This is a genomic window from Streptomyces sp. NPDC127595 (genome assembly GCF_042671685.1).
GTDB lineage: Bacteria > Actinomycetota > Actinomycetes > Streptomycetales > Streptomycetaceae > Streptomyces.
In genome coordinates this window covers 153,268-177,365 of the sequence record NZ_JBHXWK010000002.1, presented here as the reverse complement: position 1 = coordinate 177,365, position 24,098 = coordinate 153,268, and the positions used below count along the sequence as shown (strand labels likewise).

Here is a 24,098-nt window from a genome sequence, read left to right as displayed (position 1 = left end):
ACTGCTTCCGGCAGGCTCAGCGGATCGGCATCCCCGACAGGGTGCGCGCGATCACGAGCCGCTGGATCTCGCTCGTGCCTTCGAAGATCGTGTAGATGGCGGCGTCGCGGTGCATGCGCTCGACCGGGTACTCCCGGGTGTAGCCGTTGCCGCCGAGGATCTGGATCGCCTGTCCGGTGACCTTCTTCGCGGTCTCACTGGCGAAGAGCTTCGACATCGAGCCCTCGGCGGCGGTGAAGGGCTTGCCGTTGACCGCCATCCAGGAGGCGCGCCAGGTCAGCAGTCGCGCCGCGTCGATCGAGGTCCGCATGTCGGCGAGCTGGAAGGCGACGCCCTGGTTGTCGATGATCGGGCGCCCGAACTGCTCGCGTGTGCTCGCGTATTCGAGGGCGACCTCGTACGCGGCCCGCGCGGTGCCCACCGCCATGGCGGCGACCGCCGGACGGGACGCCTCGAACGTGGCCATCGCCGCGTTCTTCACGCGCTCGCCGCCGGACTTGGCGCGCTCACGGGCCCGGGCGAGGCGCTCGTCCAGCTTCTCCTTGCCGCCGAGGAGGCAGGAGCCGGGGACACGGGCGTTCTCCAGGACGACCTCGGCTGTGTGCGAGGCTCGGATGCCGTGCTTCTTGAACTTCTGCCCCTGGGACAGGCCCGGCGTGCCCGACGGGACGATGAAGGAGGCGTGGCCCTTGGAGCCCAGCTCGGAGTCGACGACTGCGACCACGACGTGGACGTTGGCTATGCCGCCGTTGGTCGCCCAGGTCTTGGTGCCGTTGAGGACCCACTCGTCCTTGGCCTCGTCGTAGACGGCGCGGGTGCGCATGGAGGCCACGTCGGAGCCGGCGTCGGGCTCGGAGGAGCAGAAGGCGGCGACCTTGACATCGTTGGCATCGCCGTACATCTGGGGGATCCAGGTGCCGATCTGCTCCTCGGTGCCGTTGGCGAGGACGCCCACTGCGGCGAGGCCGGTACCGACGATCGACAGGGCTATGCCCGCGTCACCCCAGAACAGCTCCTCCATGGCCATCGGGATGCCGAGGCCGGTGGGGTCGAAGTACTGCTGCGCGTAGAAGTCCAGGGAGTAGATGCCGACCTTCGCGGCCTCCTGGATGACCGGCCACGGTGTCTCTTCACGCTCGTCCCATTCGGCGGCGGCGGGGCGGATCACATCGGCGGCGAACCCGTGGATCCAGTCACGCACCTCCTTCTGGTCGTCGTTGAGCTCCATCGTGAACTCGGCCATGACCCCTCCAACAATGCACTAAAGTGTTACTTGCGGTAACTGGAGTCTGTTACTGACCAGTAGGAAAAGTCAACTCCCGAGCCACGCTCGGCAGCCCGTTCGATACACATGCGCCATTGAGTGTTAGTTTGCGCAGGCGTCACCGAATCAGCACGGGTGGGGAGACACCATGGACACCACACAGCGGACCGATCAGCAGAGGTCCGCCGACCGCCGTCGGCGCGAGCTGCTGGAGGCCGCGGACAGAGTGGTGCTGCGTGACGGCCCCGGCGCCTCGATGAACGCCATCGCCGCCGAGGCGGGCATCACCAAGCCGATCCTCTATCGCCACTTCGGCGACAAGGGCGGACTCTACGCCGCCCTCGCCAAGCGGCACACGGACGCCCTCCTCGGATCGCTGCGCGCCGCACTGGACGCGCCGGCCGAGCGCCGCGAGCGCGTCGAGGCCACGCTCGACACGTACTTGGCGGCCATCGAGGCACACCCCCAGGTCTACCGGTTCCTGATGCATCCCACCGAGGGCGGCCAGCCCGGCGACCCCGGGTTCGACGTGGGCAAGCACTCCGCGCCGCTGCTGCGCCGCATGGGCGAGGAACTCGCCGAGGTCATCGAGGAGCGGGTCGATCTCGGACCCGACAGCCAGCAGCTCGCCCGCGTGTGGGGGCACGGGATCGTCGGCATGATGCACGCGGCCGGCGACTGGTGGATGGGCGAACGGCCCTGCTCACGGGCCGAGTTGGTACGGAGCCTTGCCGACCTGCTGTGGGGGCGGCTGGCTGCGGCCGGGGACCGCGTCGGCGGGCCGGGATTCTGACGGCCGTCCTTCAACTGCGGACCGTATGTAGCCGGTCGGCGCCGTTCCCCGCGCCCCTACGGGGCGCTCCAGGACGCCCGCGCCGCCTGCCTCATGACCCTTCGGTGGCGCCAGCCCGTGAGCCGATCCACGTACACCCCACCGTCAAGGTGATCGCTCTCGTGCTGGAGGCACCGGGCGAACCAGCCGGTGCCGTGTACCCGCACCGGATCACCGTCCACCGTGAAGCCCTCGACGACGGCGTGGTCGTACCGCTCGGTCCCCGCTTCGAGGCCCGGGAGTGAGAGACAGCCCTCCGGGCCGCGCAGAACCACACCGTCCGCTTCGACGAGACGGGGGTTCACCACATGGCCGACATGGCGGAGGTCCTCGTCGTCGGGGCAGTCGTATACGAAGATCCGCAAGGACTCGCCCATCTGGTTCGCGGCGAGGCCGACGCCCTGGGCGGCGTACATCGTCGCGAACATGTCCTCGACGAGCCGGGCGAGTTGGGGGCCGAAGTCGGTGACCTCCGCACACGGGGTGTGCAGGACGGGGTCGCCGAGCAGGGTGATGGGCCGGACGCGCCCTCGGGAGCCCGGGATGGAGCCGTGTCGCATGGCCGCAAGGGTACGGTCCTTGGTGGCGCGCGAATGTCGCGCGGGCACTGTCGTGGTGCCGCGATTCGGGCACGTGAGTGGATCTCGATAGGCTGAGGGCCACACGATGCCGGAGGCAGAGGCGCGGCGCGTACGCAAGGAGGATCGGACACGATGTCAGGCAACTCGGACCCGCTGACGCCGCGGGCCAAGCTGGCCGTGACCGCGGGCAAGGCGGTCGCGGCAGCGTCGCGCGCCGCCGGACGCGGCAGCGGATCGGTGATCGGCGGCCGGGTGGCACTCAAACTCGACCCCGACCTGCTCGCACGGCTCGCCACGCACCTGGACGTCATCCTGGTGTCGGCCACCAACGGCAAGACCACCACGACCCGGCTGATCGCGGAGGCACTGCGCGCCGCGGGTCCGGTCGTGTCCAACGCACTGGGCGCGAACATGCCCGCCGGGATCACCTCGGCGCTGGCCGGGGGTTCGGACTCCCGGTACGCGGTCATCGAGGTCGACGAGAAGTACCTCTCCGGTATCGCACGGGACACCGACCCCAAGTGCATCGCGCTGCTCAACCTCTCCCGCGACCAGCTCGACCGGGCCGCCGAGACCCGGATGATGGCCGAGCACTGGCGCGAGGGCCTGGCCGGTTCCAAGGCCGTCGTGATCGCCAACGCCGACGACCCGCTGGTCGTGTGGGCCGCGTCCTCCTCACCCAATGTGGTGTGGGTGGCCGCCGGCCAGATGTGGAAGGACGACGCCTGGTCCTGCCCGTCCTGCGGCGGCGTGATGCAGCGCCCCGGTGACGACTGGTTCTGCGGCGAGTGCGGCTTCCGCCGTCCCACGCCGAGCTGGGCGCTCTCCGGCGACCACGTCCTGGACCCGCACGGCTCGGCCTGGCCGATCCATCTCCAGCTGCCGGGCCGCGCCAACAAGGCGAACGCCGCCTCCTCGGCCGCCGTCGCCGCCGTCTTCGGCGTGCCACCGCAGGTCGCCCTGGAACGCATGTACCAGGTGCAGGCGGTGGCCGGACGCTACGACGTGGTGCAGTTCATGCAGCGCGAGCTGCGTCTGCTGCTCGCGAAGAACCCCGCGGGCTGGCTGGAGACGTTCTCGCTGATCGACCCGCCGCCGACCCCGGTCATCCTCTCGGTGAACGCGCGCGGCGCCGACGGCACGGACACGTCCTGGCTGTGGGACGTCGACTACACACAGCTCACCGGTCACCCGATCTTCGTTCTCGGCGACCGCAAACTGGACCTCGCTGTGCGCCTGGAGGTGGCGAACCAGCAGTTCCAGGTCTGCGAGACCCTTGACCAGGCCGTGCAGCTCGCACCGCCCGGACGCATCGAGGTCGTCGCGAACTACACCGCTTTCCAGGACCTGAGGCGTCGTGTCGGCAACTGAGCCACGAAGGACGAAGAAGATGAGTGACAACAGCCTGCGTCTCGTGTGGATCTACCCGGACCTGCTGAGCACCTACGGCGACCAGGGCAACGCCCTCGTCGTGGAGCGCCGGGCGCGCCAGCGCGGCCTCGACGTGGCCCGTCTCGACGTACGCAGCGACCAGCCGATCCCCACCTCCGGCGACATCTATCTGATCGGCGGCGGTGAGGACCGGCCGCAGCGGCTCGCGGCGGAGCGGCTGCGCCGCGACGGCGGTCTGCACCGCGCGGTCGGCAACGGCGCGATCGTCTTCTCGGTGTGCGCCGGGTACCAGATCCTCGGCCACGAGTTCATCAACGACCTCGGGCAGCGGGAGCCGGGCCTCGGTCTGCTCGACGTGGTCTCCGTGCGCGGCGAGGGCGAGCGCTGCGTCGGTGACGTGCTCGCGGACCTCGACCCGCGCCTCGGCCTCCCCCAGCTGACCGGCTTCGAGAACCACCAGGGCGTCACCCATCTCGGCCCCACCGCACGCCCGTTCGCGAACGTGCGGCTCGGCAAGGGCAACGGCACGGGCGACGGCACGGAGGGCGCGTACAACGACACCGTCTTCGGTACGTACATGCACGGGCCCGTCCTCGCCCGCAACCCACTGATCGCGGACCTGCTGCTGAAGCTGGCGCTGGACGTGAACGCGCTGCCGCCGATCGACGACCGGTGGTACGAGGCGCTCCGCAACGAGCGCATCACGGCCGCGCAGCAGCCCGCCTGAGCGCGGCCGGGCTGCCCGCCTGACCACTGCCGCTGCTGGACTGCCCGCCCGAGCCCCACCGGACAGCCCGTCTGGCAGGGCTTGCGCTCACGTGTGCGGGGGCGTCCAGCAGGCGGACGCCCCATACGGCCCCGCCCCCTCCCGCCGGTAGGGTGGCGGGGATATTGCCGGACGACGTGGTCCGGTCTCCGGCCCACGTTGAGAAGGTATTTCGGGCGATGCGCATTGGTGTCCTCACGTCCGGCGGCGACTGCCCCGGCCTGAACGCGGTCATCCGGTCCGTCGTGCACCGTGCCGTCGTCGACCACGGAGACGAGGTCATCGGCTTCCGCGACGGCTGGAAAGGCCTCCTGGAGGGCGACTACCTCAAGCTCGACCTCGACGCGGTGAGCGGCATCCTGGCTCGCGGCGGCACGATACTCGGTTCCTCCCGGGTCCAGCCCGAGCATCTGCGTGACGGTGTGGAGCGGGCCAGGGGCCATGTCGAGGATCTCGGGCTCGACGCGATCATCCCGATCGGCGGCGAGGGCACCCTCAAGGCGGCCCGCCTCCTCTCGGACAACGGCCTGCCGATCGTCGGCGTGCCGAAGACCATCGACAACGACATCGCTGTCACGGACGTGACCTTCGGTTTCGACACAGCCGTCGGCGTCGCGACCGAGGCCCTGGACCGGCTGAAGACCACCGCCGAGTCCCATCAGCGTGTGCTGATCGTGGAGGTCATGGGCCGCCACACCGGCTGGATCGCCCTGCACTCCGGCATGGCGGCGGGCGCCCACGCCATCGTCGTACCGGAACGTCCCTTCGACATCGCGGAGTTGGCCGCCAGGGTCGGCGAACGCTTCGACGCGGGCAAGCGGTTCGCCATCGTCGTGGCCGCCGAGGGCGCGAAGCCGCGCGAGGGCTCGATGGAGTACGACGAGGGCGGCAAGGACGTCTACGGCCACGAGCGCTTCGCCGGCATCGCCCGCCAGCTCTCCCTGGAGCTGGAGGAGCGCCTCGGCAAGGAGGCCCGGCCGGTGATCCTCGGGCACGTCCAGCGGGGCGGTACCCCGACGGCGTACGACCGGGTGCTCGCCACGCGGTTCGGCTGGCACGCCGTGGAGGCCGCGCACCGCGGTGACTTCGGAAAGATGACGGCGCTGCGCGGGACCGACATCGTGATGGTCTCGCTCGCGGAGGCGGTCGAGACGCTCAAGACGGTTCCGGACGAGCGGTACGCGGAAGCGGAGTGCGTGCTCTGACGCGTACGTGGTCCGCGTAGTCGGAACTGCCCCCGGTCGCAGCAGCGGCCGGGGGCAGTTCTACTCTGGTGCGGACAGACAGCGCACAACCAGTACGAAACAGGAGCCGGCGGATGGATCACAGCGGGCACGGCATGACCATGGATCTGCCGCCGTTCACGCTGGGGCGAGGTCTGGAATGGTCGACCGACCCGTTCTTCCTTGTCGCCTGCCTGGTGGGGATCGGCCTGTACGGCTGGGGAGTCGTGCGGCTGGCGCGGCGCGGCGACAAGTGGTCGGCGGGCCGCACCATCTCCTTCGTCATCGGCGTCCTGACCGTGATGCTCGTGATGTGCACCAAGCTGAACGACTACGGCATGGTCATGTTCAGCGTGCACATGGTCCAGCACATGGTGATCAGCATGCTGTCGCCCATCCTGATCCTGCTCGGCGCGCCGATCACCCTGGCACTGCGGGCGCTGCCGGTCGCGTCGAAGCGCGGCGGAAAGGGACCGCGTGAGCTGCTGCTGATGTTCCTGCACAGCCGGTTCATGCGGATCATCACGCACCCCGCCTTCACCATCCCGCTGTTCATCGCGAGCCTCTACGGGCTGTACTTCTCGCCGATCTTCGACTTCCTGATGGGCTCCAAGGCGGGACACACCGCGATGATGTGCCACTTCCTCGCCGTCGGCCTGGTCTTCTTCTGGCCGATCATGGGCGTGGACCCGGGGCCGCACCGGCCGGGCTATCTGATGCGGATGCTGGAGCTGTTCGCGGGCATGCCGTTCCACGCGTTCTTCGGCATCGCGCTGATGATGGCGTCCGCGCCGATGGTGCAGACGTACGAGAACCCGCCGGCCTCGCTCGGTATCGACGCGCTCGCCGACCAGACCGCGGCCGGCGGCATCGCCTGGGCGTTCAGCGAGATCCCCTCCGTCCTCGTGCTGCTCGCGCTGCTCTTCCAGTGGCACGCCTCCGAGAGCCGGCAGTCCCGCCGCACGGACCGGGCGGCGGACCGCGACGGCGACAAGGAACTCGAGGCGTACAACGCCTATCTGGCCTCACTCAACGCACGCAGCCGCTGAATTCCCTTCCTTTTCCGCTTGCCTGAAACGCATATCTATTCAGTAGCATGGGGGCGAAGCCTCACGTCCGGTCTCCTGTCCGGCACGTGAGGTCCGGGGGAAACCGCAGGGGGAGCGGTCATGACATTTCACGCGTCCATGCAAAGGTCGGGATTAACGGCTACCGGCAGGATCGCCTTACTGCTGGTTTCCGTGCTGATGGTCAGCGGATGCAGCAAATCCGAACAGCTGTCCGTGGTGCGGGCCATCGCCGCGGGGATTTCGCAGGCCAATCCCTTTTTCAAGGAGGACGGCCGGCTCGGCAAGGACATGCGCCTGCCCGAGGCGCGACCGAGCGGCGGCATCCAGGCCAGCAACAGTCCGGGGTTGTACGGGGGCGCACCCGGCGGGGACGACAGCGGGACGGGCGGGGACGACGGCTCCTCGGGGCAGGATGGTGGCGGTGGGGCCACAGGGGAGTTCGGCGGCTCGACGGAACCCGGCACCTGCGACATGGCGAAGCTCAAGAACTTCCTCACCGACAGCAAGAACTCCGCGAAGGCGCGGGAATGGGCGCGGGTTCGGAATATCAGCACCGACGAGATCCCGGGGCATATCGATCAACTCACACCCGTGGTGCTGCGCCACGACACCCTCGTGACCAATCACGAGTACAAGGATGGCAAGGCCGTCCCCTTCGACGCCTTGCTACAGGCGGGAATCGCGATTCTGGTCGACCCGCAGGGACTTCCGGCGGTGAAATGCTCCTGCGGTAATCCGCTTCTCCCCTACAAGGGAAACGTCAAGAAGACGTCGGTGCAGTTCACGGACGGCAACAAGAAGTGGCCCGGCTACCAGCAGGACCGCATTGTGGTCGTCAAGCCGCCGCCGGGGGACCAGAAGATCGAGCGGCTCAAGCTCGTCGACGTCCAGGACCCCGATCACGGGATCGACCGCCCGATCGGCACCGAGGGCGAGGCGGACAAATCCTTCGACACCCACGCGGAACTCAAGGTTCCGGCCGTCACACAGCTGACGTTCGCGGCAGCGGCACAGCGCCTGGCCGACGCGGGGCTCGCGCTGGCCTACGACGGCGACGCCCTGCCCGCCGACGGCGCCCTGGTCACCGCCTCCCAGCCCACCGAGGGCAGCACGCTGGAGTGGGGCGCGGCCGTGACTCTGTTCGTGCAGGCTCCGCCCGCAGGCGGGGCCACTCCCCCGGACTCCGGTGGTGGAGCGACCGCGGGACCTGGCGAATCGAGCGCCGTACCTGGGGGCTCCAGCACCGGTCCGGGCGAGTCCAGCACCGGTCCGGGCGCATCGAGTAGCGCTCCTGATACGACGTCACCGGCTCCTTCCGGCGGAGGGTCCAGCCCCTCGTCACCAGGCGGCGGCTCACCGTCCGGGGGCGACTCCGGGTCGCCTCGCGCGTCGACGCCGCCCGGCTCGGGTGGCGGGACGGACCCGGAGCCCCCGGTGAAGAGTCCGACGCCGAGCACGCCTTCGCCGGACACCCCTCCGCCGAGCACACCGACCAGCGAGTCGGCCGACCCCACGCAGACGGAGTCCGTCTCGACCGGACCGACAACGACCGGCTCGACATCGAGCGGGCCGACGCCGGGCAGCGGACCGGCGTCGAGCGTCCGGTCCTGACCTGCTTAAACCCGCGTAGACCCGCGTAACGAACCAGCGCAGAACCCGGGAGCGACCGGATGGCACAAGGATCACCGCAGTCGGGAGTGGGCCGGATCATCGCCGGCCGGTACGAGCTGATGGACCAGGTGGGCTCCGGTGGGATGGGCCATGTCTGGCTCGCCCACGACCGGCGGCTGGACTGCGAAGTCGCGCTCAAGGAGATCAGGTTCCGCTCGGCGCCGGACGCCGGTGATGAGCACGAGTCCCGGATCGCGCGGGCCCGTGCCGAGGCGCGGCACGCGGCGGTGCTGCGGGGGCACCCGCACGTGGTGACCGTGCACGACGTCCTGGAGCACGAGGGCCTGCCATGGATCGTGATGGAGTACGTGGCGGGCGCGGAGGACCTTCGCGACTGGCTGGTCCGGCGCGGCCCGCTGGCCCCCGGCGAGTGCGCCCGTATCGGCCTCGCGGTCCTGGACGCGCTGACCGCGGGTCATGAGCGCGGCATCATGCACCGGGACGTCAAGCCCGCCAACATCCTGCTCGCTCCGGACCGCACGGGCATGCCGGGATCCCGGGTCCTGCTCACCGACTACGGGATATCGGTCCAGCCGGACTCCACCGAGACGCGCTGGACGCTGACGTCCATCCTGGTCGGCACGGCCGGGTATCTGGCGCCGGAGCGTGCCACGGGCGGCCCGCCGACCGCGGCGGCCGATCTGTTCTCGCTGGGCTGCACCCTGTACTTCGGTGTGGAGGGGTTCGGTCCCTTCGACCGCGACACCGATCTCGCCACGGTCACCGCCGTCGTCCTGGAGGAGCCGCCACCGCCACAGCGGGCCGGGGCCCTGCGCCCGGTCATCGAGGCACTGCTGGCCAAGGATCCCGCACTGCGGCTCTCCGCGGAGGACACGGCGGCGGCCCTGGCCCGGATCATCACGCCCGAGCCCCACCCACGTACCCAGGTCGACGGTGGTTCGCAGCCGCCGTGGGCAGGGCTCGTCACGTCCGACGGCACTCCGGCAGGGCTGATTCCACCGGGTCCGGCATCACCGGGCCCGGGTTCAAGCAGCCCGGCATCACCGGGCCCGGGTTCAGGCAGCCCGGCGTCCCCGAGCCGGGATTCCGGCATCCCGCCCCGGGACCGGGGCCTCGCCGCACCCCAGGACCAGGGCCTCGCCGCCCCCGGCGCCTACACACCCACCGCCCATGGCACGCACTCCCCCACCGCCCATCCCGCGTACGCCCCCACGGCCCAGGCGTACGCCGCCCCCACCGCGTACGGCTCACGGCCGGGCCAGGGCTTCGGCCCACCGCCCCCAACCGGGCCGAGCGGTCCTCAGCCCGGCATCGGCTACGGCCCGCCGTGGTACGGAGGCCCGCCCACCCCGTCGTACGGCCCCTCGGGGAGGCGGCGCCGCAAACGCCCTCGCCTCCTGCAAGGCCTTGTGGCCATTTTCCTGGCGCTGGGTCTCGCCGCGGGCGGGGTCTGGTACGCCATGGCGAACAAGACCGTGAAGCCGTACGGCGACACGGTCGGGCTCTCCGAGCCGCTGCGGAAGGGCGACTGTGTCCGGGGCGATCCGCCTCCCTCGGACGTGGCCGGTGTCCCGCCCCTCACGCTCGATCCGAGCTGCAAGGACCTGGTCCCGGACGGGCAGGTGATGGGGCTGTTCAAGGCCGCCTCGTTCGAGGAAGCGCGCAGCCGGGGAGCGGCGCGGTGTGCGGAGCTGACGGACGAGACCGCGGGGAAACTCGCCCGGCACGTGCGGAGCATGGCGGTGGTGCCGACGCGTGAGGGGTTCGCCTCCGCCGGCGGCGATGTCGCCTGCGTGCTGGTCGGGAAACACGGCCCGGTGTACGGCCCGCTCGGCACGCTTCGCCCGTACGGGATGACCTTCGAGGACGCCACCCAGATACAGCGGGGGGACTGCCTCGGTCATGTGGACGGGGACGCGCGCGCGAGCACGCACTATGAGCTGGTCGCCTGCGACAAGGAGCACACGGGGAAGGCCGTGCAGATCACTCATCTCAAGACCGCCCCGTCCGGGCAGGAGGCCGACGAGGCGGCGGACACGCAGTGCGCGAAGGACGCGCGGCCGGAGGCGTTCGGCTATCCCTCCGCCACGTACTTCAGTCACGGCCTGCGCAGCACAGGGCTGTGGGCGAAGAAGTACTACCTGGTGGTCTGTGCCGTCGAACGTCTGGACAAGACCCCGATGCGCGGGGGTGAGTAGGGCTCCCGGCCCTGGCGAATCGCGCCCTGTCGGGTGAAAATGGGCCAAGGCCACGGCACGCGCCGCGGACCCGCCCGGAGGAGGGTGCTCAGATGCCCGGTTCGACGCCTGGTTCGACGAAGGCAATGGGGGTGCTGACCGTGGGCGGGCTCGTCGTGGTGACGGCCTACACGGTGGCGCTCGGCAGCAACGGCTGGCTGTGGTTCGGCTGGGTCGTGCTCGGCCTGATCACGCTGGGCATGGTGGCCTCGCGCAGCGCCTGAGGGTCACACGCCACGCAGCACCTTTCGCTCACCGGCCAGGCTCGACATACCGGCCCCGCGCGGTGCCTGAGGCTCACCGGCCGCACTGGACGTGCCTGCCACGCACAGCGCCTGACGCTCACTGACGCGGTAGTCGCGCGGCCGAGTGCACGCCCGGCTGGTACTTCGGCAGCCGGGCGGTGATCTTCATGCCCGCGCCCACCGCGGTCTCGATGACGAGCCCGTACTCGTCCCCGTACACCTGGCGCAGCCGGTCGTCGACGTTGGACAGTCCGATGCCACCGGAGGGGCTGACCTCTCCGGCGAGGATGCGGCGCAGCCGGTCGGGGTCCATTCCGGTGCCGTTGTCCTCGATGACGACCAGTGCCTCGGCGCCCGCGTCCTGTGCGGTGATGCTGATGTGGCTCTTGTCGGCCTTGCCCTCCAGGCCGTGTTTGACGGCGTTCTCCACGAGGGGCTGGAGGCAGAGGAAGGGCAGCGCGACCGGCAGTACCTCGGGCGCGATCTGCAGTGTGACGGACAGACGCTCCCCGAAGCGGGCCCTGACAAGCGCCAAGTAGTGGTCGATGGCGTGCAGTTCGTCGGCGAGGGTGGTGAAGTCGCCGTGCCTGCGGAACGAGTAGCGGGTGAAGTCGGCGAATTCCAGGAGCAGTTCGCGGGCGCGCTCGGGGTCGGTGCGGACGAAGGAGGCGATCACCGCCAGCGAGTTGAAGATGAAGTGCGGGGATATCTGGGCGCGAAGTGCCTTGATCTCGGCCTCGATCAGGCGGGTACGGGACTGGTCGAGGTCGGCGAGTTCCAGTTGCACCGAGACCCAGCGGGCGACCTCGCCCGCGGCTCGTACGAGGACGGCGGACTCGCGGGGTGCGCAGGCGACGAGCGCGCCGTGCACCCGGTCGTCGACGGTGAGGGGGGCCACGACGGCCCAGCGCAGCGGGCAGTCGGGCTCGAAGCAGTCGAGCCGGAAGGCCTCGCCTCGGCCGGTCTCGAGTGCTCCTGCGAGCCGCGCCATGACCTCGGTGCGGTGGTGCTCCCCCACGCCGTCCCAGGCGAGCACGGTCTCCTGGTCGGTCAGGCACAGCGCGTCCGTGCCGAGGAGCGTGCGCAGGCGCCGGGCGGACCGGCCCGCCGTCTCCTCGGTGAGGCCCGCGCGCAGCGGGGGCGCGGCGAGCGAGGCGGTGTGCAGGGTCTGGAAGGTGGCGTGCTCGACGGGGGTACCGAGCCCGCCGAGGCTCTCGGGCCGCGCCGTGCGCCTGCCGAGCCAGAAACCGGCGGCGAGCAGCGGGAGTACGGCGACGCAGAGCCCCGCGATGAAGCCGCTCATGACCTGCCCTCCGCGCGTCCGTGCCCGTTCATGACCTGCCCTCCGCGCGTCCGTTCCCCTTCATGACCTGCCCTCCGCGCGTCCGTGGCACTTCCACGCCGTCATGCCTTGGCCTCCGTGCGTGCGTGGTCCCTGGCCAGTTCCTCCGGCAGGTGGAAGCGCGCCAGGATCGCCGCCGTGCCCGCCGGTACCCGCCCCGCGGTGGCCAGCGACACGAGCACCATCGTCACGAACCCCAGGGGCACCGACCACAGGGCGGGCCAGGCGAGGAGGGCGTGCAGTGAGCCCGTGCCCGGATAGCCGGCCATGGTCGCGCCGACGGCGACGAGCGCGGAGCCGCCGCCGACCAGCATCCCGGCGGCCGCGCCCGGCGGGGTGAGCCGCCGCCACCAGATACCGAGGACGAGCAGCGGACAGAACGACGACGCGGAGACGGCGAAGGCGAGCCCGACTGCGTCGGCGACCGGCAGTCCGCCGACCAGCATGCTCGCCGCGGCCGGTACCGCCATGGCGAGCACGGTGCCGAGCCTGAAGTGCCGGACCCCGCGCGAGGGCAGCACGTCCTGGGTGAGCACGCCCGCCACCGCCATGGTCAGTCCGGACGCGGTCGACAGGAAGGCCGCGAAGGCCCCGCCCGCGACCAGCGCGCCGAGGAGGTCGCCGCCGACTCCCCCGATCATCCGGTCAGGCAGCAGCAGTACGGCGGCGTCCGCGTCGCCGGTGAGGGTGAGCTCGGGGGCGTACAGCCTGCCCAGCGCACCGTAGACGGGCGGGAGGAGGTAGAAGGCACCGATCAGCCCCAGCACGACGACGGTGGTGCGGCGGGCGGCGACACCGTGCGGGCTGGTGTAGAAGCGGACGACCACGTGCGGCAGTCCCATAGTGCCGAGGAAGGTGGCGAGGATCAGTCCGTACGTGGCGTACAGCGGGCGTTCCTCGCGGCCGGCCGCCAGCGAGGTCGACATGCCGATGTTGCTGTTGCGCTCGGCCACCGGGACCGGGTCGCCCTTGGTGAAGGTGAGGCGGGTGCCGCGCTCGATGTGGTGGACGCCCTCGGGGAGTGCGACGCTCTCGTCCTCGTACCGGTGGCCGTCGACGGTGCCCGTCGTCGTGACGCGCAGCGGCCGCGAGAGCAACAGGTCGAGGCTGTCGTCGACGCGGACGACGCTCTGCTCACGGAAGGCCGCCGGTTCGTCGAAGGCGTCGCGCGGGGCGCCGTCGCTCTGCCAGGCGAGGACGAGAAAAAGCGCGGGGACCAGCAGGGCGGTGAGCTTCAGCCAGTACTGGAAGGCCTGCACGAAGGTGATGCTGCGCATGCCGCCCGCGGCGACGGTGACGACCACGACGACGGCGACGAGCACCCCGCCGAACCAGTCGGGTGCGTCGGTCAGCACGGCCAACGTCAGCCCCGCGCCCTGTAGTTGGGGCAGCAGGTACAGCCAGCCGACGCCGACGACGAAGACACTGGCAAGGCGCCGTACGGCCTGTGAGCCGAGCCGTGCCTCGGCGAAGTCGGGCAGGGTGTACGCGCCGGAGCGGCGCAGCGGGGCCGCGACGAAGAGCAGCAGGACGAGATAGCCGGCCGTGTAGCCGACGGGGTACCAGAGCATGTCCGGGCCCTGGACGAGCACCAGGCCCGCGATGCCCAGGAAGGAGGCGGCCGAGAGGTACTCGCCGCTGATCGCGGCCGCGTTGAGCCGTGGCCCCACCGTGCGTGAGGCGACGTAGAAGTCGGAGGTGGTCCGGGATATTCGCAGGCCGAACGCGCCGACCAGGACGGTCGCCACGACGACCAGGGCGACCGCGGGGACTGCGTAGTTCTGGTCCACGTTCAGCGGTCCTCGACCAGGCGCACGAAGTCCTTCTCGTTGCGTTCGGCGCGGCGGACGTACCAGCGGGCGAGCAGGACCAGCGGCGGGTACACGCCGAATCCGAGCACGGCCCACTCCAGGCTCGCGCCGTCCGGCATCGCGGCGAACACGAGGGGCAGTGGTCCGACGAACAGCACGAGGACGGCCAGCACCACGAACGCGGCCCGGAGTTGGCTGCGCATCAGGGAGCGGACGTAGGTATGGCCGAGTGTGGTCTGTTCGTCGATCTCGGTTCTGGGCCGGTAGTAGCCGGACGTCCTGCGGGTGCGCCGGGGAGCTCCGGTGACCGTGACGCGGCGTTCGGTCGGGTCCTGCGGCACACCGTCCTCCTCAGCTCGTGGTCCGGCGCAGCAGCAGGTCGCGCAGTTCGCGGGCGTGACGGCGGCTGACCTGGAGTTCGACGGAGTCCACGAGGACGCTCACCGTACCCGCGTCCAGGCGGAGCTCGGCGATGTGGCCCAGCGCGACGAGATGGCGACGGTGGATCCGGACGAAGCCGCGGGAGCGCCAGCGTTCTTCGAGGGTGGACAGCGGGATCCGTACGAGGTGGTTGCCCTGGGAGGTGTGCAGGCGGGCGTAGTCTCCGTGCGCCTCGACATGGGTGATGTCCTCGACGGCCACGAAGCGGGTCACTCCGCCGAGCTCGACGGATATGTGGTCCAGGTCGGGTTCGTGCACCGGTATCAGCGGGGCCGCGTCCATGAGCTGGGCGGCCCGGCGTACGGCCTCGGCAAGGCGTTCCCGGCGTACCGGCTTCAGCACGTAGTCGACGGCCTTGAGGTCGAAGGCCTGGACGGCGAATCCCTCGTGCGCGGTGACGAACACCACGAGCGGCGGACTGGCGAAGCCGGTGAGCAGCCGGGCCAGGTCCAGGCCGTCGAGGCCGGGCATGTTGATGTCGAGGAAGACGACGTCGATCGCCTCGGGGCCGTCGGGGCCGGACTCCAGCGCGCGGTTGATCCGGCGCAGGGCCGCGGTCGCGTCGCTCGCGCCCTCTGCACTGGAGACCCGCGGATCGGCGTTCAGCAGATACAGGAGTTCCTCGAGGGACGGTTGCTCGTCGTCGACGGCGAGGGCGCGCAGCATGAAGGTGGAGTGTAGGAGGTATTTCCACGTCTGGACACGTTCGGGACGTGGACGCTGTCGCTGGACGGGCGTGCGCGTGCTGTCGGGCGGAGACGGACCCGCCACGGGGCCGAGCTGGGCCCTGGCGCCGCACGGACCTGGGAGCTGTCGCTGGATACAGTGCCGCCATGAGCAGCAAGCCCGCGATGTTCGACGATCTCGACCGCAGGATCATCACCGCGCTGATGGCGAACGCGAGGACCAGTTTCGCGGAGATCGGCGCGACGATCGGGCTCTCGGCCACGGCGGTCAAGCGCCGGGTGGACCGGCTGCGTGAGACCGGCGTGATCACCGGGTTCACGGCCACGGTGAAGCCGGCCGCGCTCGGCTGGCGTACGGAGGCGTACGTCGAGGTCTACTGCGAGGGCGCGGCCCCGCCCCGGCGGATCGCGGAGGTCGTGCGCAACTACCCCGAGATCGCCGCGGCCATGACCGTGACCGGCGGCGCGGACGCGCTGCTGCACGTACGTGCGACCGATGTGGAGCACTTCGAGGAGGTGCTGGAGCGGATCCGGGCCGAGCCGTTCATCCGGAAGACGATCAGTTACATGGTGCTGTCCCACCTGCTGCCGGAGGCCCCGGAGGCGGGGGCGACCCACGCCGCCCCGGATGACGCATCAACCGTGCGCTGAGGCACTCGAAGACGCACCAATCCTGCGCCGACACGCAGCTCTCGTCGCTTGTCGCACGTATCCCCCGTTTCCTACCGTGGAGACACCCTCAGTCACCACCGCAGGAAGCGGAGGAATCTCTCTGTGCCTGACAACCGTGTGCCACGCCTTCGGCGCTTTCTCGTCTGCGAACCCAGACACTTCGCCGTGCAGTACACGATCAATCCCTGGATGCACCCGGACACACCCGTGGACGTGGACCTCGCCCAGGACCAGTGGCAGGCGCTGATCCGCGCCTATCGCACCCACGGACACACCGTCGACGCCGTCGAGCCGGTGGCGGACCTGCCGGACATGGTGTTCGCGGCGAACTCCGCGCTCGTCCTGGCCGGCCGTGTCTTCGGCTCGTACTTCCACGCGCCCCAGCGGCGCCCCGAGTCCACCGCCTACGAGACCTGGTTCAAGTCAGCCGGTTTCGACGTCTACCGCTCCGAGTCGGTGTGCGAGGGCGAGGGCGATCTGATCCCGGCAGGCCGGTTCGTCCTGGCCGGCACCGGATTCCGTACGACCCGCGAGGCCCATCACGAGGTGCAGGAGTTCTTCGGCGTCCCGGTGATCAGCCTCAAGCTGGTGGACCCGCTCTTCTACCACCTCGACACCGCGCTGTTCGTCCTTGACGACGAGAACATCTGCTACTTCCCGGAGGCGTTCTCGCCCGGCAGCCGGGAGGTGCTCGCGCGCCTCTTCCCCGACGCGGTGCTCGCCACCCGCGAAGACGCCATGGCCTGGGGTCTCAACTCCGTCTCGGACGGCCGTCACGTCTTCGTCTCGCCGTACGCCGAAGGGCTCGCCGGCAAGCTCGCGGACCACGGCTACGTCCCTGTCCCCGTCGACCTCTCGGAGTTCCACAAGGCCGGCGGCGGCATCAAGTGCTGCACTCAGGAGATCCGCTCATGACCGCTCCCGCGCTCACCCGCACGTCCGACGAGCTGATCCGCGCCGAGGCGCCCGTCCTCGCGCACAACTACCACCCGCTGCCCGTGGTCGTCGCCCGCGCGGAGGGCACCTGGGTGGAGGACGTCGAGGGCCGCCGCTATCTCGACATGCTGGCGGGCTACTCGGCCCTCAACTTCGGTCACCGCAACCCGGTGCTGATCGAGGCCGCACACCGCCAGCTCGACCGGCTGACGCTCACTTCGCGCGCCTTCCACAACGACCGGCTCGCCGAGTTCGCCCGGTCGCTGGCCGAGCTGACAGGCCTGGACATGGTGCTGCCCATGAACACGGGCGCCGAGGCGGTGGAGAGCGCCGTCAAGGTGGCCCGCAAGTGGGCGTACGAGGTCAAGGGCGTCGCGCCGGACCGGGCGACGATCGTGGTGGCCGCCGACAACTTCCACGGCCGTACGACGACCATCGTCAGCTTCTCCACGGACGAGACGGCCCGGGCGGGCTTCGGGCCCTTCACACCGGGTTTCCGGATCGTCCCGTACGACGACCTCGCCGCGCTCGAAGCGGCCGTGGACGAGACGACGGCGGCCGTCCTGATCGAGCCCATCCAGGGCGAGGCGGGCGTCGTCATCCCGGCCGACGGCTACCTCACCGGGGTCCGCGAACTGACCCGCCGCAAGGGCTGTCTGTTCATCGCGGACGAGATCCAGTCGGGCCTGGGCCGCACCGGCACCACCCTCGCCGTCGACCACGAGAACGTCGTCCCCGACCTTCTCCTCCTCGGCAAGGCGCTCGGCGGCGGCATCGTGCCGGTCTCCGCGGTGGTCGGGCGCCGCGATGTGCTCGAAGTACTGCGTCCCGGTGAGCACGGCTCCACGTTCGGCGGCAATCCGCTCGCCGCGGCGGTCGGTTCGGCGGTCGTGGAACTGCTGGAGACCGGTGAATTCCAGCGCAGGGCGGCCGAGTTGGGCGTGCTCCTGCGGGAGGGCCTGGACGCGCTCGTGGGCAGGGGCGTCGAGGGCTTCCGCTCGCGCGGGCTGTGGGCGGGCGTGGACATCGATCCCGCCATCGGCACGGGGCGCGAGATCAGCGAGGGCTTGATGCGGGAGGGTGTGCTGGTCAAGGACACCCACGGTTCGACGATCCGGCTGGCCCCGCCGCTGACCATCACCGGCGAGGAACTGCAATCGGCTCTCGGAGCGTTGGAGAGGGTCCTGGCCCAGGGGGCGCGGCGCGTCTGAGAGTCGCTGACGCAGGGGGTGCGGCGCGTCTGAGAGTGGCTGACCCAGGGGCGCGGCGCGTCTGAGAGTGGCTGACGCAGCGCGGGGAGTGACGCCGGAGGGGCGCTCCCCGCGCTGCGTCGTCGAAGGGCCGCAAGAACGTTTGCCTCCCGCGCTCAGGGACACCCGAAAAGTGCGTTCAGCAGGCCTGCTAACGAAGGCGCCGGATGGTTGGGTCAACAGCTCCTGGCGCCGCCCCCTCCGATCGGCGCAAGGACCCCGGCTCGGTGCTCCGCCGAGCCGGCAGGACGACCACAGGGCGCTTCACACCACCTCCGCGCCACCTCCATGACACTCCACGCGGCATGACATACCGTCAGCAAGCAGCGGCCGGGAGCCGGTACGAGTCCGGTCGCACAGCGGCCAGGAGTCGGTACGAGTCCGGTCCGACACGGGGCGTAAGCCGGTACGAGTCCGTCGCGCACAGTGCCACCGGGCCGCACCTGCCCCTACACTGACACCTCACCGCACGCCTGCTGACCTGCTAGAACACGGCGCGGTTGAGCCGATCCGCCGGAGTGAGGAGCGCCCCGATGTTCTACTACGTGCTCAAATACGTGCTTCTGGGTCCGTTGCTGAGAGTGGTTTTCCGGCCCCGGATCGAGGGTCTTGAGCACATCCCGTCGTCGGGCGCGGCGATCATCGCGGGCAACCATTTGTCCTTCTCCGACCACTTCCTGATGCCCGCGATCCTCAAGCGCCGCATCACCTTCCTCGCAAAGGCCGAGTACTTCACCGGCCCCGGCATCAGGGGCCGCCTGATCGCCTTCTTCTTCCGCAGCGCCGGACAGATCCCGGTCGACCGCTCCGGCAAGGACGCCGGCCAGGCCGCGATCCGCGAGGGGCTCGGCGTCCTGAGCAAAGACGAACTGCTCGGCATCTACCCCGAGGGCACCCGCTCCCACGACGGCCGCCTCTACAAGGGCAAGGTCGGCGTCGCGGTGATGGCCTTGAAGGCCCAGGCGCCCGTCATTCCCTGCGCGATGATCGGCACCTTCGAGGCCCAGCCGCCGGGCCGGAAGATCCCGAAGATCCACCCCGTCTCCATCCGCTTCGGCAAGCCTCTCGACTTCTCCCGCTACGCCGGGATGGAGAACGAGAAGGCCATCCTGCGCGCCATCACCGACGAGATCATGTACGCCATCCTCACCCTCTCCGAGCAGGAGTACGTCGACCGGTACGCGGCCGTCGTCAAGGCCGAGGAGGCCGCCGAGAAGGCGGAGAGGGCCCGCAAGTTCCCGCGGATTCCGCTCAGTTGAATCAAATAGTTAATTTTGTACGTTCCTGACGCCCTGTACGCCGCGAGAGGAATCCGCGCACCGCGAAACCCTCTGGGACGGCAGGCAGCCGCGGTCGTACGGTCCCGTCATGAGACGAGCTGTGGTGATCGGAGCGACGGGACAGATCGGGCGCGCGACCGTGGGCGCCCTGGCACGGGACGGCTGGCAGGTGACGGCCGTCTCGCGGGGCGGCGACCGGGACGAGACCTGGCCCAAGGACGTACGGACAGCGCGCGCGGACCGGGACGACGATGCGGCCCTGGCCGCCGCGGTCGGCGACGGCTGCGACGTGCTGGTGGACATGGTGGCCTATGGCCGCGAGCACGCACGGCAGTTGACCGGTCTGGCGGACCGCGTCGGCTCGGCCGTGGTGATCTCCACCTTGTCGGTGTACGAGGACGACAAGGGGCGCGGGTTCGACACCCAGACCGAGCCGGACGGGTTTCCCGTGTACCCGGTGCCGATCCCCGAGAGCCTGCGCACCGTACGGCCCGGAGACGACACGTACAGCAACCGGAAGGCCGCGCTGGAACGCGAACTCCTCGCCTCCGCCGACCGGTTGCCGACGACCCTGCTGCGCGCGGGTGCCGTTCACGGCCCGTACTGCCGCACGCCCCGCGAGCTGTATGTCGTCAAGCGCAACCTGGACGGCCGGCGCAGGCGGATCCTCTCCTTCGGCGGTACGAGCCGTTTCCATCCGGCGAGCGTCCACAACATCGCCGAGCTGATCCGCCTGGCTGCCGCGCGTCCCGGGTCGCGAGTCCTCAACGCCTGCGACCCCGAGGCCCCCACGGTCGCGGAGATCTGTGCGGCGATCGACGCCGTGATGGGCGTCGAGACGGAGAGCGTTCTGGTGGACGGCCCACCGCCCGCTCCGACCGTGGGTGACACACCGTGGACCGTCCCGGCTCCCGTGGTCTGCGACATGTCCGCAGCCGAACGGGAGTTGGGCTACCGGCCGGTGGTGCGGTTCGCCGAGTCGCTTCCGGAGACGGTCGCGTCGATCGAGGCCCAACTGGACGGTCGGGACTGGCGGGAGGCCTATCCCAAGATGTTCGAGGCGTACGGCGATCTCTTCGACTACGCGGCTGAGGATGCCTGGTCGGCGACCTGAGTGAGGGGCGGCCGGGGAACCGGCCGCCCCTCACTTCACGCCTTCATGACTTGATGCGTTACGGCTTGGGTGTGGCGTGCGGCGTGCACGTCACGTCGGCCGCGTCCGTCTTCCCGGTGAGCAGATAGGTGTCCACCCGGGTATTGATGCACGGGTTGACCAGGCCGGTCACACCGTGCGAGCCCGCGTCCTTCTCGGTGATCAGGCGGGAGCCCTTGAAACGCTTGTGCAGTTCGACGGCGCCCTCGTACGGAGTGGCGGCGTCATTCGTGGACTGCACGATCAGGACAGCCGGCAGACCCTTTCCGGTCTTGACGTTCACCGGAGTCTGCTGCTTCACAGGCCAGGTGGCGCAGGGCAGGTTCATCCACGCGTTGGCCCAGGTCATGAACGGGTAGTCCTTGTTGAGCCGCGTGTTGTCCCGGTCCCACTTCTTCCAACTGGTGGGCCACTTGGCGTCGGTGCACTCGACGGCCGTGTAGACGGCGTTGCCGTTCTCCGCGGAGGCGTTGCCCGCGGTGTCCGACAGGTCGGGTGCGGCGGCGTCGACGATCGCCTGGGTGTCACCGGCGACGTACTTGCTGAACACCGTGGCGACCGGCACCCACGAGGAGTCGTAGTACGGGGCGCTCTGGAAGAAGCCGATCAGCTCGGCGGGTCCGACGACCCCGCCGATCGGGTTCGCCTTGGCGGTGGCCCGCAGTTTCAGCCACTGGTCCTGCACCTCGGCCCGGGTGTCACCGAGGTGGAAGGTCGCGTCGTTCTTGGCGACCCAGTCCTCCCAGTCGTTCCAGCGGCCCTCGAAGGCCACGTCCTGGCCGAGGTTGGCCTCGTACCAGATGTTCTCGCGCGACGGGTTGACGACACTGTCGACGACCATGCGCCGGACGTGCGACGGGAAGAGCGTGCCGTAGACGGCGCCGATGTACGTGCCGTAGGAGACGCCCAGGAAGTTGAGCTTCTTCTCGCCGAGTGCGGCCCGGATGACGTCCAGGTCGCGCGCGGTGTTCGGCGTGGTCATCTGCGGCAGCATCTCGCCGCTGCGCTCGGCGCAGCCGTCCGCGTACTCGGCGGCCAGCTTGCGCTGCGCGAGCTTGTCCGCCTCGGAGTCCGGGACGGGGTCGGCCTTGGGTGCCTTCACGAACTCCTGCGGGTCGATGCAGGAGATGGGCGCCGAGTGGCCGACACCGCGCGGGTCGAAGCCCACGAAGTCGTACGCCTTGGCCGTGTTCGCCCAGATCGGGTTCTTGTTGGTGACCCGCGTCGGGAAGCGCATTCCCGAGCCGCCGGGGCCGCCCGGGTTGTATACGAGGGCGCCCTGGCGCTCCTCCTTCGTGCCCGTGTTCCCGATGCGGTCGACGGCGAGCTTGATCTGCTTGCCGTTCGGGTGCGCGTAGTCGAGCGGGACGGTGACCCAGCCGCACTGGATCGGCTTCGCGAGGGCCCAGTCGGCCGGGCAGTCCTGCCAGTCGATGCCGGCCTTGGCGGCCTTGGCCGCGGCGGTTGCCGCGCCACGTGCCTCACGGTCCTGAGCACGGCCGGCGTCGGCGGTGGCCGACGGAGCCGCCACCGCTCCGGCTATCAGGGTCGCCGTGACGAGCGCTCCGGCCGAACCGAGCGCAGTCACCCGTTTCGTCGGTCTGATGCCCCTCAAGTGGGACCTCCCCGTACATTGTTGCGATTGGTACCCGGATCCTTTCGGCTGTGAGGTATCTGAGAACAGATGTGACGGGGGTTTCTTTACTAATCCGATAACCGGTGAGTCCTGCCCCGTTGAGCGGAGAGACCCACGTCACATGCCCTGGCGGAGTGTGTTCAGCGCTTCGTCCAGCACCCGTCGCAGCCGCAGCGCGTCGGACGCCAGTGCGGTCACGAGCACGGCGGGCCCGGCGAGCGGCATGAGCGAGGCGTACTCGCCAAGGAGCCGCGCCTGCACCGGCACGTCCGCGAACTCGGGTCGTACGACGAGCAGTTGCCCAAGCGCGCGGTGTCCCGCCAGGACAGCCGGACCGTCCCAGCCGCCGGGGGCACCGGGTCCGCACGCCACCTCCTGGTCCAGCAGCGTCCGTCCGCCGAGCCGCACGGTGAGCCGGCTGCCGAGCCGCCCGGGTTCCTCACCCGCACGGCCGAGCACCTGCTCCTCCCGGAAGACCAGCCGGGCGCCGGCCGCCAGCTCGATGCGCGAGGAGACGTACAGATCGCTCCCGTTGGCGGAGATCAACTGCTCGGGCAGCCAGCACAGTTCGCCTCCGTCGGCGACCCTCAGGCGTACGTCGTAGCGCGACTCGCCCTTGGCCTGCCCCGGCAGGGCGATGGTGGCGGCCGCCGATCCGATGTGCAGCCGGGCACCTTCGGCGGCCTCCGCCTCCACGGTGAAGTGGTCACCGCCCAGCGGACCGCTCATCGCGCCGACGAGCATGACCCGCGCCTCGGATCCGACCCCCCGGGTGCGCCGCAGGGCGAGCGGTCCGTCGCCCTCCAGCACCGGCAGGGAGGTTCCGCCCCGGCCGTCGTCCCGCGCCGCGATCCGTGCGGTGGCCCGGACCCCTGCCGTCATGCCGTCCACGCGGCCAGCCGCTCCCGCACCCACGCGGCGACGTCACCGACCCCGCCCTCGGCCCGCAACGACTGGAACACCACCGGCAGTTCGGCCCGCTGCGCCTTCGCATCCGCCGCCATCCGCCCCAGATCCGAACCGACGTACGGCGCGAGGTCCGTCTTGTTGACGACCAGCAGGTCGGCCGTGGTCACCCCGGGCCCGCCCTTGCGCGGGATGTCGTCCCCGCCCGCCACGTCGATCACGAAGATCTGCGCGTCGACCAGCCCTTTGGAGAAGGTCGCGGTGAGGTTGTCACCCCCGGACTCGACCAGAATGAGATCCAGGGACCCCACCTCGTCCTCCAGATCCTCGACCGCTTCGAGGTTGGCGGAGATGTCGTCCCGGATGGCGGTGTGCGGGCAGGCCCCGGTCTCGACAGCCGTGATCCGCTCGGGCGGCAACACCGCTTCCCGCAACAGGAACTCGGCGTCCTCTCGCGTGTAGATGTCGTTGGTTACGACAGCGAGGGACAACTCCTCTCGCAACACCCGGCAGAGGGCGGCGACGGTCGCGGTCTTGCCCGACCCGACCGGCCCGCCGAGCCCGATACGGAGGGCGCGGCGACTGCCATCGGGACGGTGGGCGTCGGCGCTGAGGGCTGAGGGCCCGTCGTGGCTGTGGTCGAGATGCATGGCTACGGCTCCAGATTCTCTGCCCGGCGGGGGTGAATATCTTTAGCCCGTCCGGCGTTTGAGGACGAGCCCTTCGGGCGAACGGGGGTCTGG

Annotated in this window: 22 protein-coding genes; 13 read left to right on the top strand and 9 right to left on the bottom strand. The window is 70.2% G+C overall.

Annotation, left to right across the window (positions count from 1 at the left end; genetic code table 11):
- Positions 1–16: 16 nt before the first annotated feature.
- On the bottom strand, positions 17–1,243 hold the full coding sequence (locus tag ACFVKT_RS07255) for an acyl-CoA dehydrogenase family protein (RefSeq protein ID WP_385728521.1): 1,227 nt from the start codon (positions 1,241–1,243) through the stop codon (positions 17–19).
- Between the two features lie 169 nt (positions 1,244–1,412).
- Here ACFVKT_RS07255 and ACFVKT_RS07250 point away from each other — a divergent pair, with 169 nt between their 5' ends.
- Positions 1,413–2,057, top strand: coding sequence for a TetR family transcriptional regulator (locus ACFVKT_RS07250; protein WP_385728519.1), 645 nt, complete (start codon positions 1,413–1,415; stop codon positions 2,055–2,057).
- Positions 2,058–2,113: 56 nt separating this feature from the next.
- On the opposite strand, the gene def is transcribed toward ACFVKT_RS07250, so the two are convergent.
- Positions 2,114–2,656, bottom strand: coding sequence for a peptide deformylase (def, locus tag ACFVKT_RS07245; RefSeq protein WP_385728517.1), 543 nt, complete (start codon positions 2,654–2,656; stop codon positions 2,114–2,116).
- 153 nt (positions 2,657–2,809) lie between these two features.
- Here def and ACFVKT_RS07240 point away from each other — a divergent pair, with 153 nt between their 5' ends.
- The 7 genes from ACFVKT_RS07240 (at position 2,810) to ACFVKT_RS07210 (ending at position 11,221) form a co-directional block, all read left to right on the top strand.
- The gene (locus ACFVKT_RS07240) at positions 2,810–4,048 is read left to right on the top strand and encodes a MurT ligase domain-containing protein (RefSeq protein ID WP_385728515.1); all 1,239 of its coding nucleotides are present in this window, start codon (positions 2,810–2,812) and stop codon (positions 4,046–4,048) included.
- 19 nt (positions 4,049–4,067) lie between these two features.
- Complete coding sequence (locus ACFVKT_RS07235; protein ID WP_385728513.1) at positions 4,068–4,796, top strand: type 1 glutamine amidotransferase; 729 nt, start codon at positions 4,068–4,070, stop codon at positions 4,794–4,796.
- A 218-nt stretch (positions 4,797–5,014) separates the two neighbouring features.
- On the top strand, positions 5,015–6,040 hold the full coding sequence (locus ACFVKT_RS07230; RefSeq protein WP_385728511.1) for a 6-phosphofructokinase: 1,026 nt from the start codon (positions 5,015–5,017) through the stop codon (positions 6,038–6,040).
- 113 nt (positions 6,041–6,153) lie between these two features.
- The gene (locus tag ACFVKT_RS07225) at positions 6,154–7,107 is read left to right on the top strand and encodes a cytochrome c oxidase assembly protein (RefSeq protein ID WP_385728509.1); all 954 of its coding nucleotides are present in this window, start codon (positions 6,154–6,156) and stop codon (positions 7,105–7,107) included.
- 198 nt (positions 7,108–7,305) lie between these two features.
- Positions 7,306–8,739: a DUF6777 domain-containing protein gene (locus ACFVKT_RS07220; RefSeq protein ID WP_385729888.1), complete on the top strand. Its 1,434-nt coding sequence runs from the start codon at positions 7,306–7,308 to the stop codon at positions 8,737–8,739.
- Positions 8,740–8,798: 59 nt separating this feature from the next.
- Entirely contained in the window at positions 8,799–10,958 is a 2,160-nt protein-coding gene (locus ACFVKT_RS07215) for a serine/threonine-protein kinase (protein WP_385728507.1), read from the top strand.
- 92 nt (positions 10,959–11,050) lie between these two features.
- Complete coding sequence (locus ACFVKT_RS07210; protein WP_385728505.1) at positions 11,051–11,221, top strand: hypothetical protein; 171 nt, start codon at positions 11,051–11,053, stop codon at positions 11,219–11,221.
- 118 nt (positions 11,222–11,339) lie between these two features.
- Here ACFVKT_RS07210 and ACFVKT_RS07205 read toward each other — a convergent pair whose 3' ends face one another.
- From ACFVKT_RS07205 to ACFVKT_RS07190, 4 genes are all read right to left on the bottom strand, one after another.
- Complete coding sequence (locus ACFVKT_RS07205) at positions 11,340–12,545, bottom strand: sensor histidine kinase (RefSeq protein ID WP_385728503.1); 1,206 nt, start codon at positions 12,543–12,545, stop codon at positions 11,340–11,342.
- Positions 12,546–12,646: 101 nt separating this feature from the next.
- A complete protein-coding gene (locus tag ACFVKT_RS07200) occupies positions 12,647–14,374 on the bottom strand; it encodes a cation acetate symporter (protein WP_385728501.1) in 1,728 nt (575 codons plus the stop codon).
- A gap of 2 nt (positions 14,375–14,376) precedes the next feature.
- On the bottom strand, positions 14,377–14,736 hold the full coding sequence (locus ACFVKT_RS07195; RefSeq protein ID WP_385728499.1) for a hypothetical protein: 360 nt from the start codon (positions 14,734–14,736) through the stop codon (positions 14,377–14,379).
- Between the two features lie 10 nt (positions 14,737–14,746).
- Positions 14,747–15,502, bottom strand: coding sequence for a LytR/AlgR family response regulator transcription factor (locus ACFVKT_RS07190; protein ID WP_385728497.1), 756 nt, complete (start codon positions 15,500–15,502; stop codon positions 14,747–14,749).
- Positions 15,503–15,669: 167 nt separating this feature from the next.
- Between ACFVKT_RS07190 and ACFVKT_RS07185 the strand changes: the two genes are divergently transcribed.
- The 5 genes from ACFVKT_RS07185 (at position 15,670) to ACFVKT_RS07165 (ending at position 20,774) form a co-directional block, all read left to right on the top strand.
- Positions 15,670–16,173 (top strand): Lrp/AsnC family transcriptional regulator, encoded by a 504-nt coding sequence (locus ACFVKT_RS07185; protein WP_385728495.1) that lies wholly within the window; start codon positions 15,670–15,672, stop codon positions 16,171–16,173.
- Between the two features lie 123 nt (positions 16,174–16,296).
- A complete protein-coding gene (gene ddaH, locus ACFVKT_RS07180) occupies positions 16,297–17,109 on the top strand; it encodes a dimethylargininase (RefSeq protein ID WP_385728493.1) in 813 nt (270 codons plus the stop codon).
- On the top strand, positions 17,106–18,341 hold the full coding sequence (rocD, locus tag ACFVKT_RS07175) for an ornithine--oxo-acid transaminase (RefSeq protein WP_385728490.1): 1,236 nt from the start codon (positions 17,106–17,108) through the stop codon (positions 18,339–18,341). The genes ddaH and rocD overlap by 4 nt, the downstream gene beginning before the upstream one ends.
- Before the next feature lie 572 nt (positions 18,342–18,913).
- Complete coding sequence (locus tag ACFVKT_RS07170; RefSeq protein ID WP_385728487.1) at positions 18,914–19,639, top strand: lysophospholipid acyltransferase family protein; 726 nt, start codon at positions 18,914–18,916, stop codon at positions 19,637–19,639.
- A gap of 121 nt (positions 19,640–19,760) precedes the next feature.
- The gene (locus ACFVKT_RS07165) at positions 19,761–20,774 is read left to right on the top strand and encodes an NAD-dependent epimerase/dehydratase family protein (protein WP_385729886.1); all 1,014 of its coding nucleotides are present in this window, start codon (positions 19,761–19,763) and stop codon (positions 20,772–20,774) included.
- Between the two features lie 58 nt (positions 20,775–20,832).
- Here ACFVKT_RS07165 and ACFVKT_RS07160 read toward each other — a convergent pair whose 3' ends face one another.
- The 3 genes from ACFVKT_RS07160 to ureG form a co-directional block, all read right to left on the bottom strand.
- The gene (locus tag ACFVKT_RS07160) at positions 20,833–22,428 is read right to left on the bottom strand and encodes an alpha/beta hydrolase (protein WP_385728484.1); all 1,596 of its coding nucleotides are present in this window, start codon (positions 22,426–22,428) and stop codon (positions 20,833–20,835) included.
- A gap of 138 nt (positions 22,429–22,566) precedes the next feature.
- Entirely contained in the window at positions 22,567–23,331 is a 765-nt protein-coding gene (locus ACFVKT_RS07155; protein WP_385728482.1) for an urease accessory protein UreD, read from the bottom strand.
- Positions 23,328–24,005, bottom strand: a complete 678-nt coding sequence (ureG, locus tag ACFVKT_RS07150; RefSeq protein WP_385728480.1) for an urease accessory protein UreG — start codon at positions 24,003–24,005, stop codon at positions 23,328–23,330. Before ureG ends, ACFVKT_RS07155 begins: the two co-directional genes overlap by 4 nt.
- Positions 24,006–24,098 lie beyond the last annotated feature (93 nt).

Bases quoted from the DNA above. Each gene is read 5' to 3' on its own strand.
- ACFVKT_RS07255 (WP_385728521.1), bottom strand. From the start codon at position 1,243: ATGGCCGAGTTCACGATGGAGCTCAACGACGACCAGAAGGAGGTGCGT.
- ACFVKT_RS07250 (WP_385728519.1), top strand. From the start codon at position 1,413: ATGGACACCACACAGCGGACCGATCAGCAGAGGTCCGCCGACCGCCGT.
- def (WP_385728517.1), bottom strand. From the start codon at position 2,656: ATGCGACACGGCTCCATCCCGGGCTCCCGAGGGCGCGTCCGGCCCATC.
- ACFVKT_RS07240 (WP_385728515.1), top strand. From the start codon at position 2,810: ATGTCAGGCAACTCGGACCCGCTGACGCCGCGGGCCAAGCTGGCCGTG.
- ACFVKT_RS07235 (WP_385728513.1), top strand. From the start codon at position 4,068: ATGAGTGACAACAGCCTGCGTCTCGTGTGGATCTACCCGGACCTGCTG.
- ACFVKT_RS07230 (WP_385728511.1), top strand. From the start codon at position 5,015: ATGCGCATTGGTGTCCTCACGTCCGGCGGCGACTGCCCCGGCCTGAAC.
- ACFVKT_RS07225 (WP_385728509.1), top strand. From the start codon at position 6,154: ATGGATCACAGCGGGCACGGCATGACCATGGATCTGCCGCCGTTCACG.
- ACFVKT_RS07220 (WP_385729888.1), top strand. From the start codon at position 7,306: ATGGTCAGCGGATGCAGCAAATCCGAACAGCTGTCCGTGGTGCGGGCC.
- ACFVKT_RS07215 (WP_385728507.1), top strand. From the start codon at position 8,799: ATGGCACAAGGATCACCGCAGTCGGGAGTGGGCCGGATCATCGCCGGC.
- ACFVKT_RS07210 (WP_385728505.1), top strand. From the start codon at position 11,051: ATGCCCGGTTCGACGCCTGGTTCGACGAAGGCAATGGGGGTGCTGACC.
- ACFVKT_RS07205 (WP_385728503.1), bottom strand. From the start codon at position 12,545: ATGAGCGGCTTCATCGCGGGGCTCTGCGTCGCCGTACTCCCGCTGCTC.
- ACFVKT_RS07190 (WP_385728497.1), bottom strand. From the start codon at position 15,502: ATGCTGCGCGCCCTCGCCGTCGACGACGAGCAACCGTCCCTCGAGGAA.
- ACFVKT_RS07185 (WP_385728495.1), top strand. From the start codon at position 15,670: ATGAGCAGCAAGCCCGCGATGTTCGACGATCTCGACCGCAGGATCATC.
- rocD (WP_385728490.1), top strand. From the start codon at position 17,106: ATGACCGCTCCCGCGCTCACCCGCACGTCCGACGAGCTGATCCGCGCC.
- ACFVKT_RS07170 (WP_385728487.1), top strand. From the start codon at position 18,914: ATGTTCTACTACGTGCTCAAATACGTGCTTCTGGGTCCGTTGCTGAGA.
- ACFVKT_RS07155 (WP_385728482.1), bottom strand. From the start codon at position 23,331: ATGACGGCAGGGGTCCGGGCCACCGCACGGATCGCGGCGCGGGACGAC.
- ureG (WP_385728480.1), bottom strand. From the start codon at position 24,005: ATGCATCTCGACCACAGCCACGACGGGCCCTCAGCCCTCAGCGCCGAC.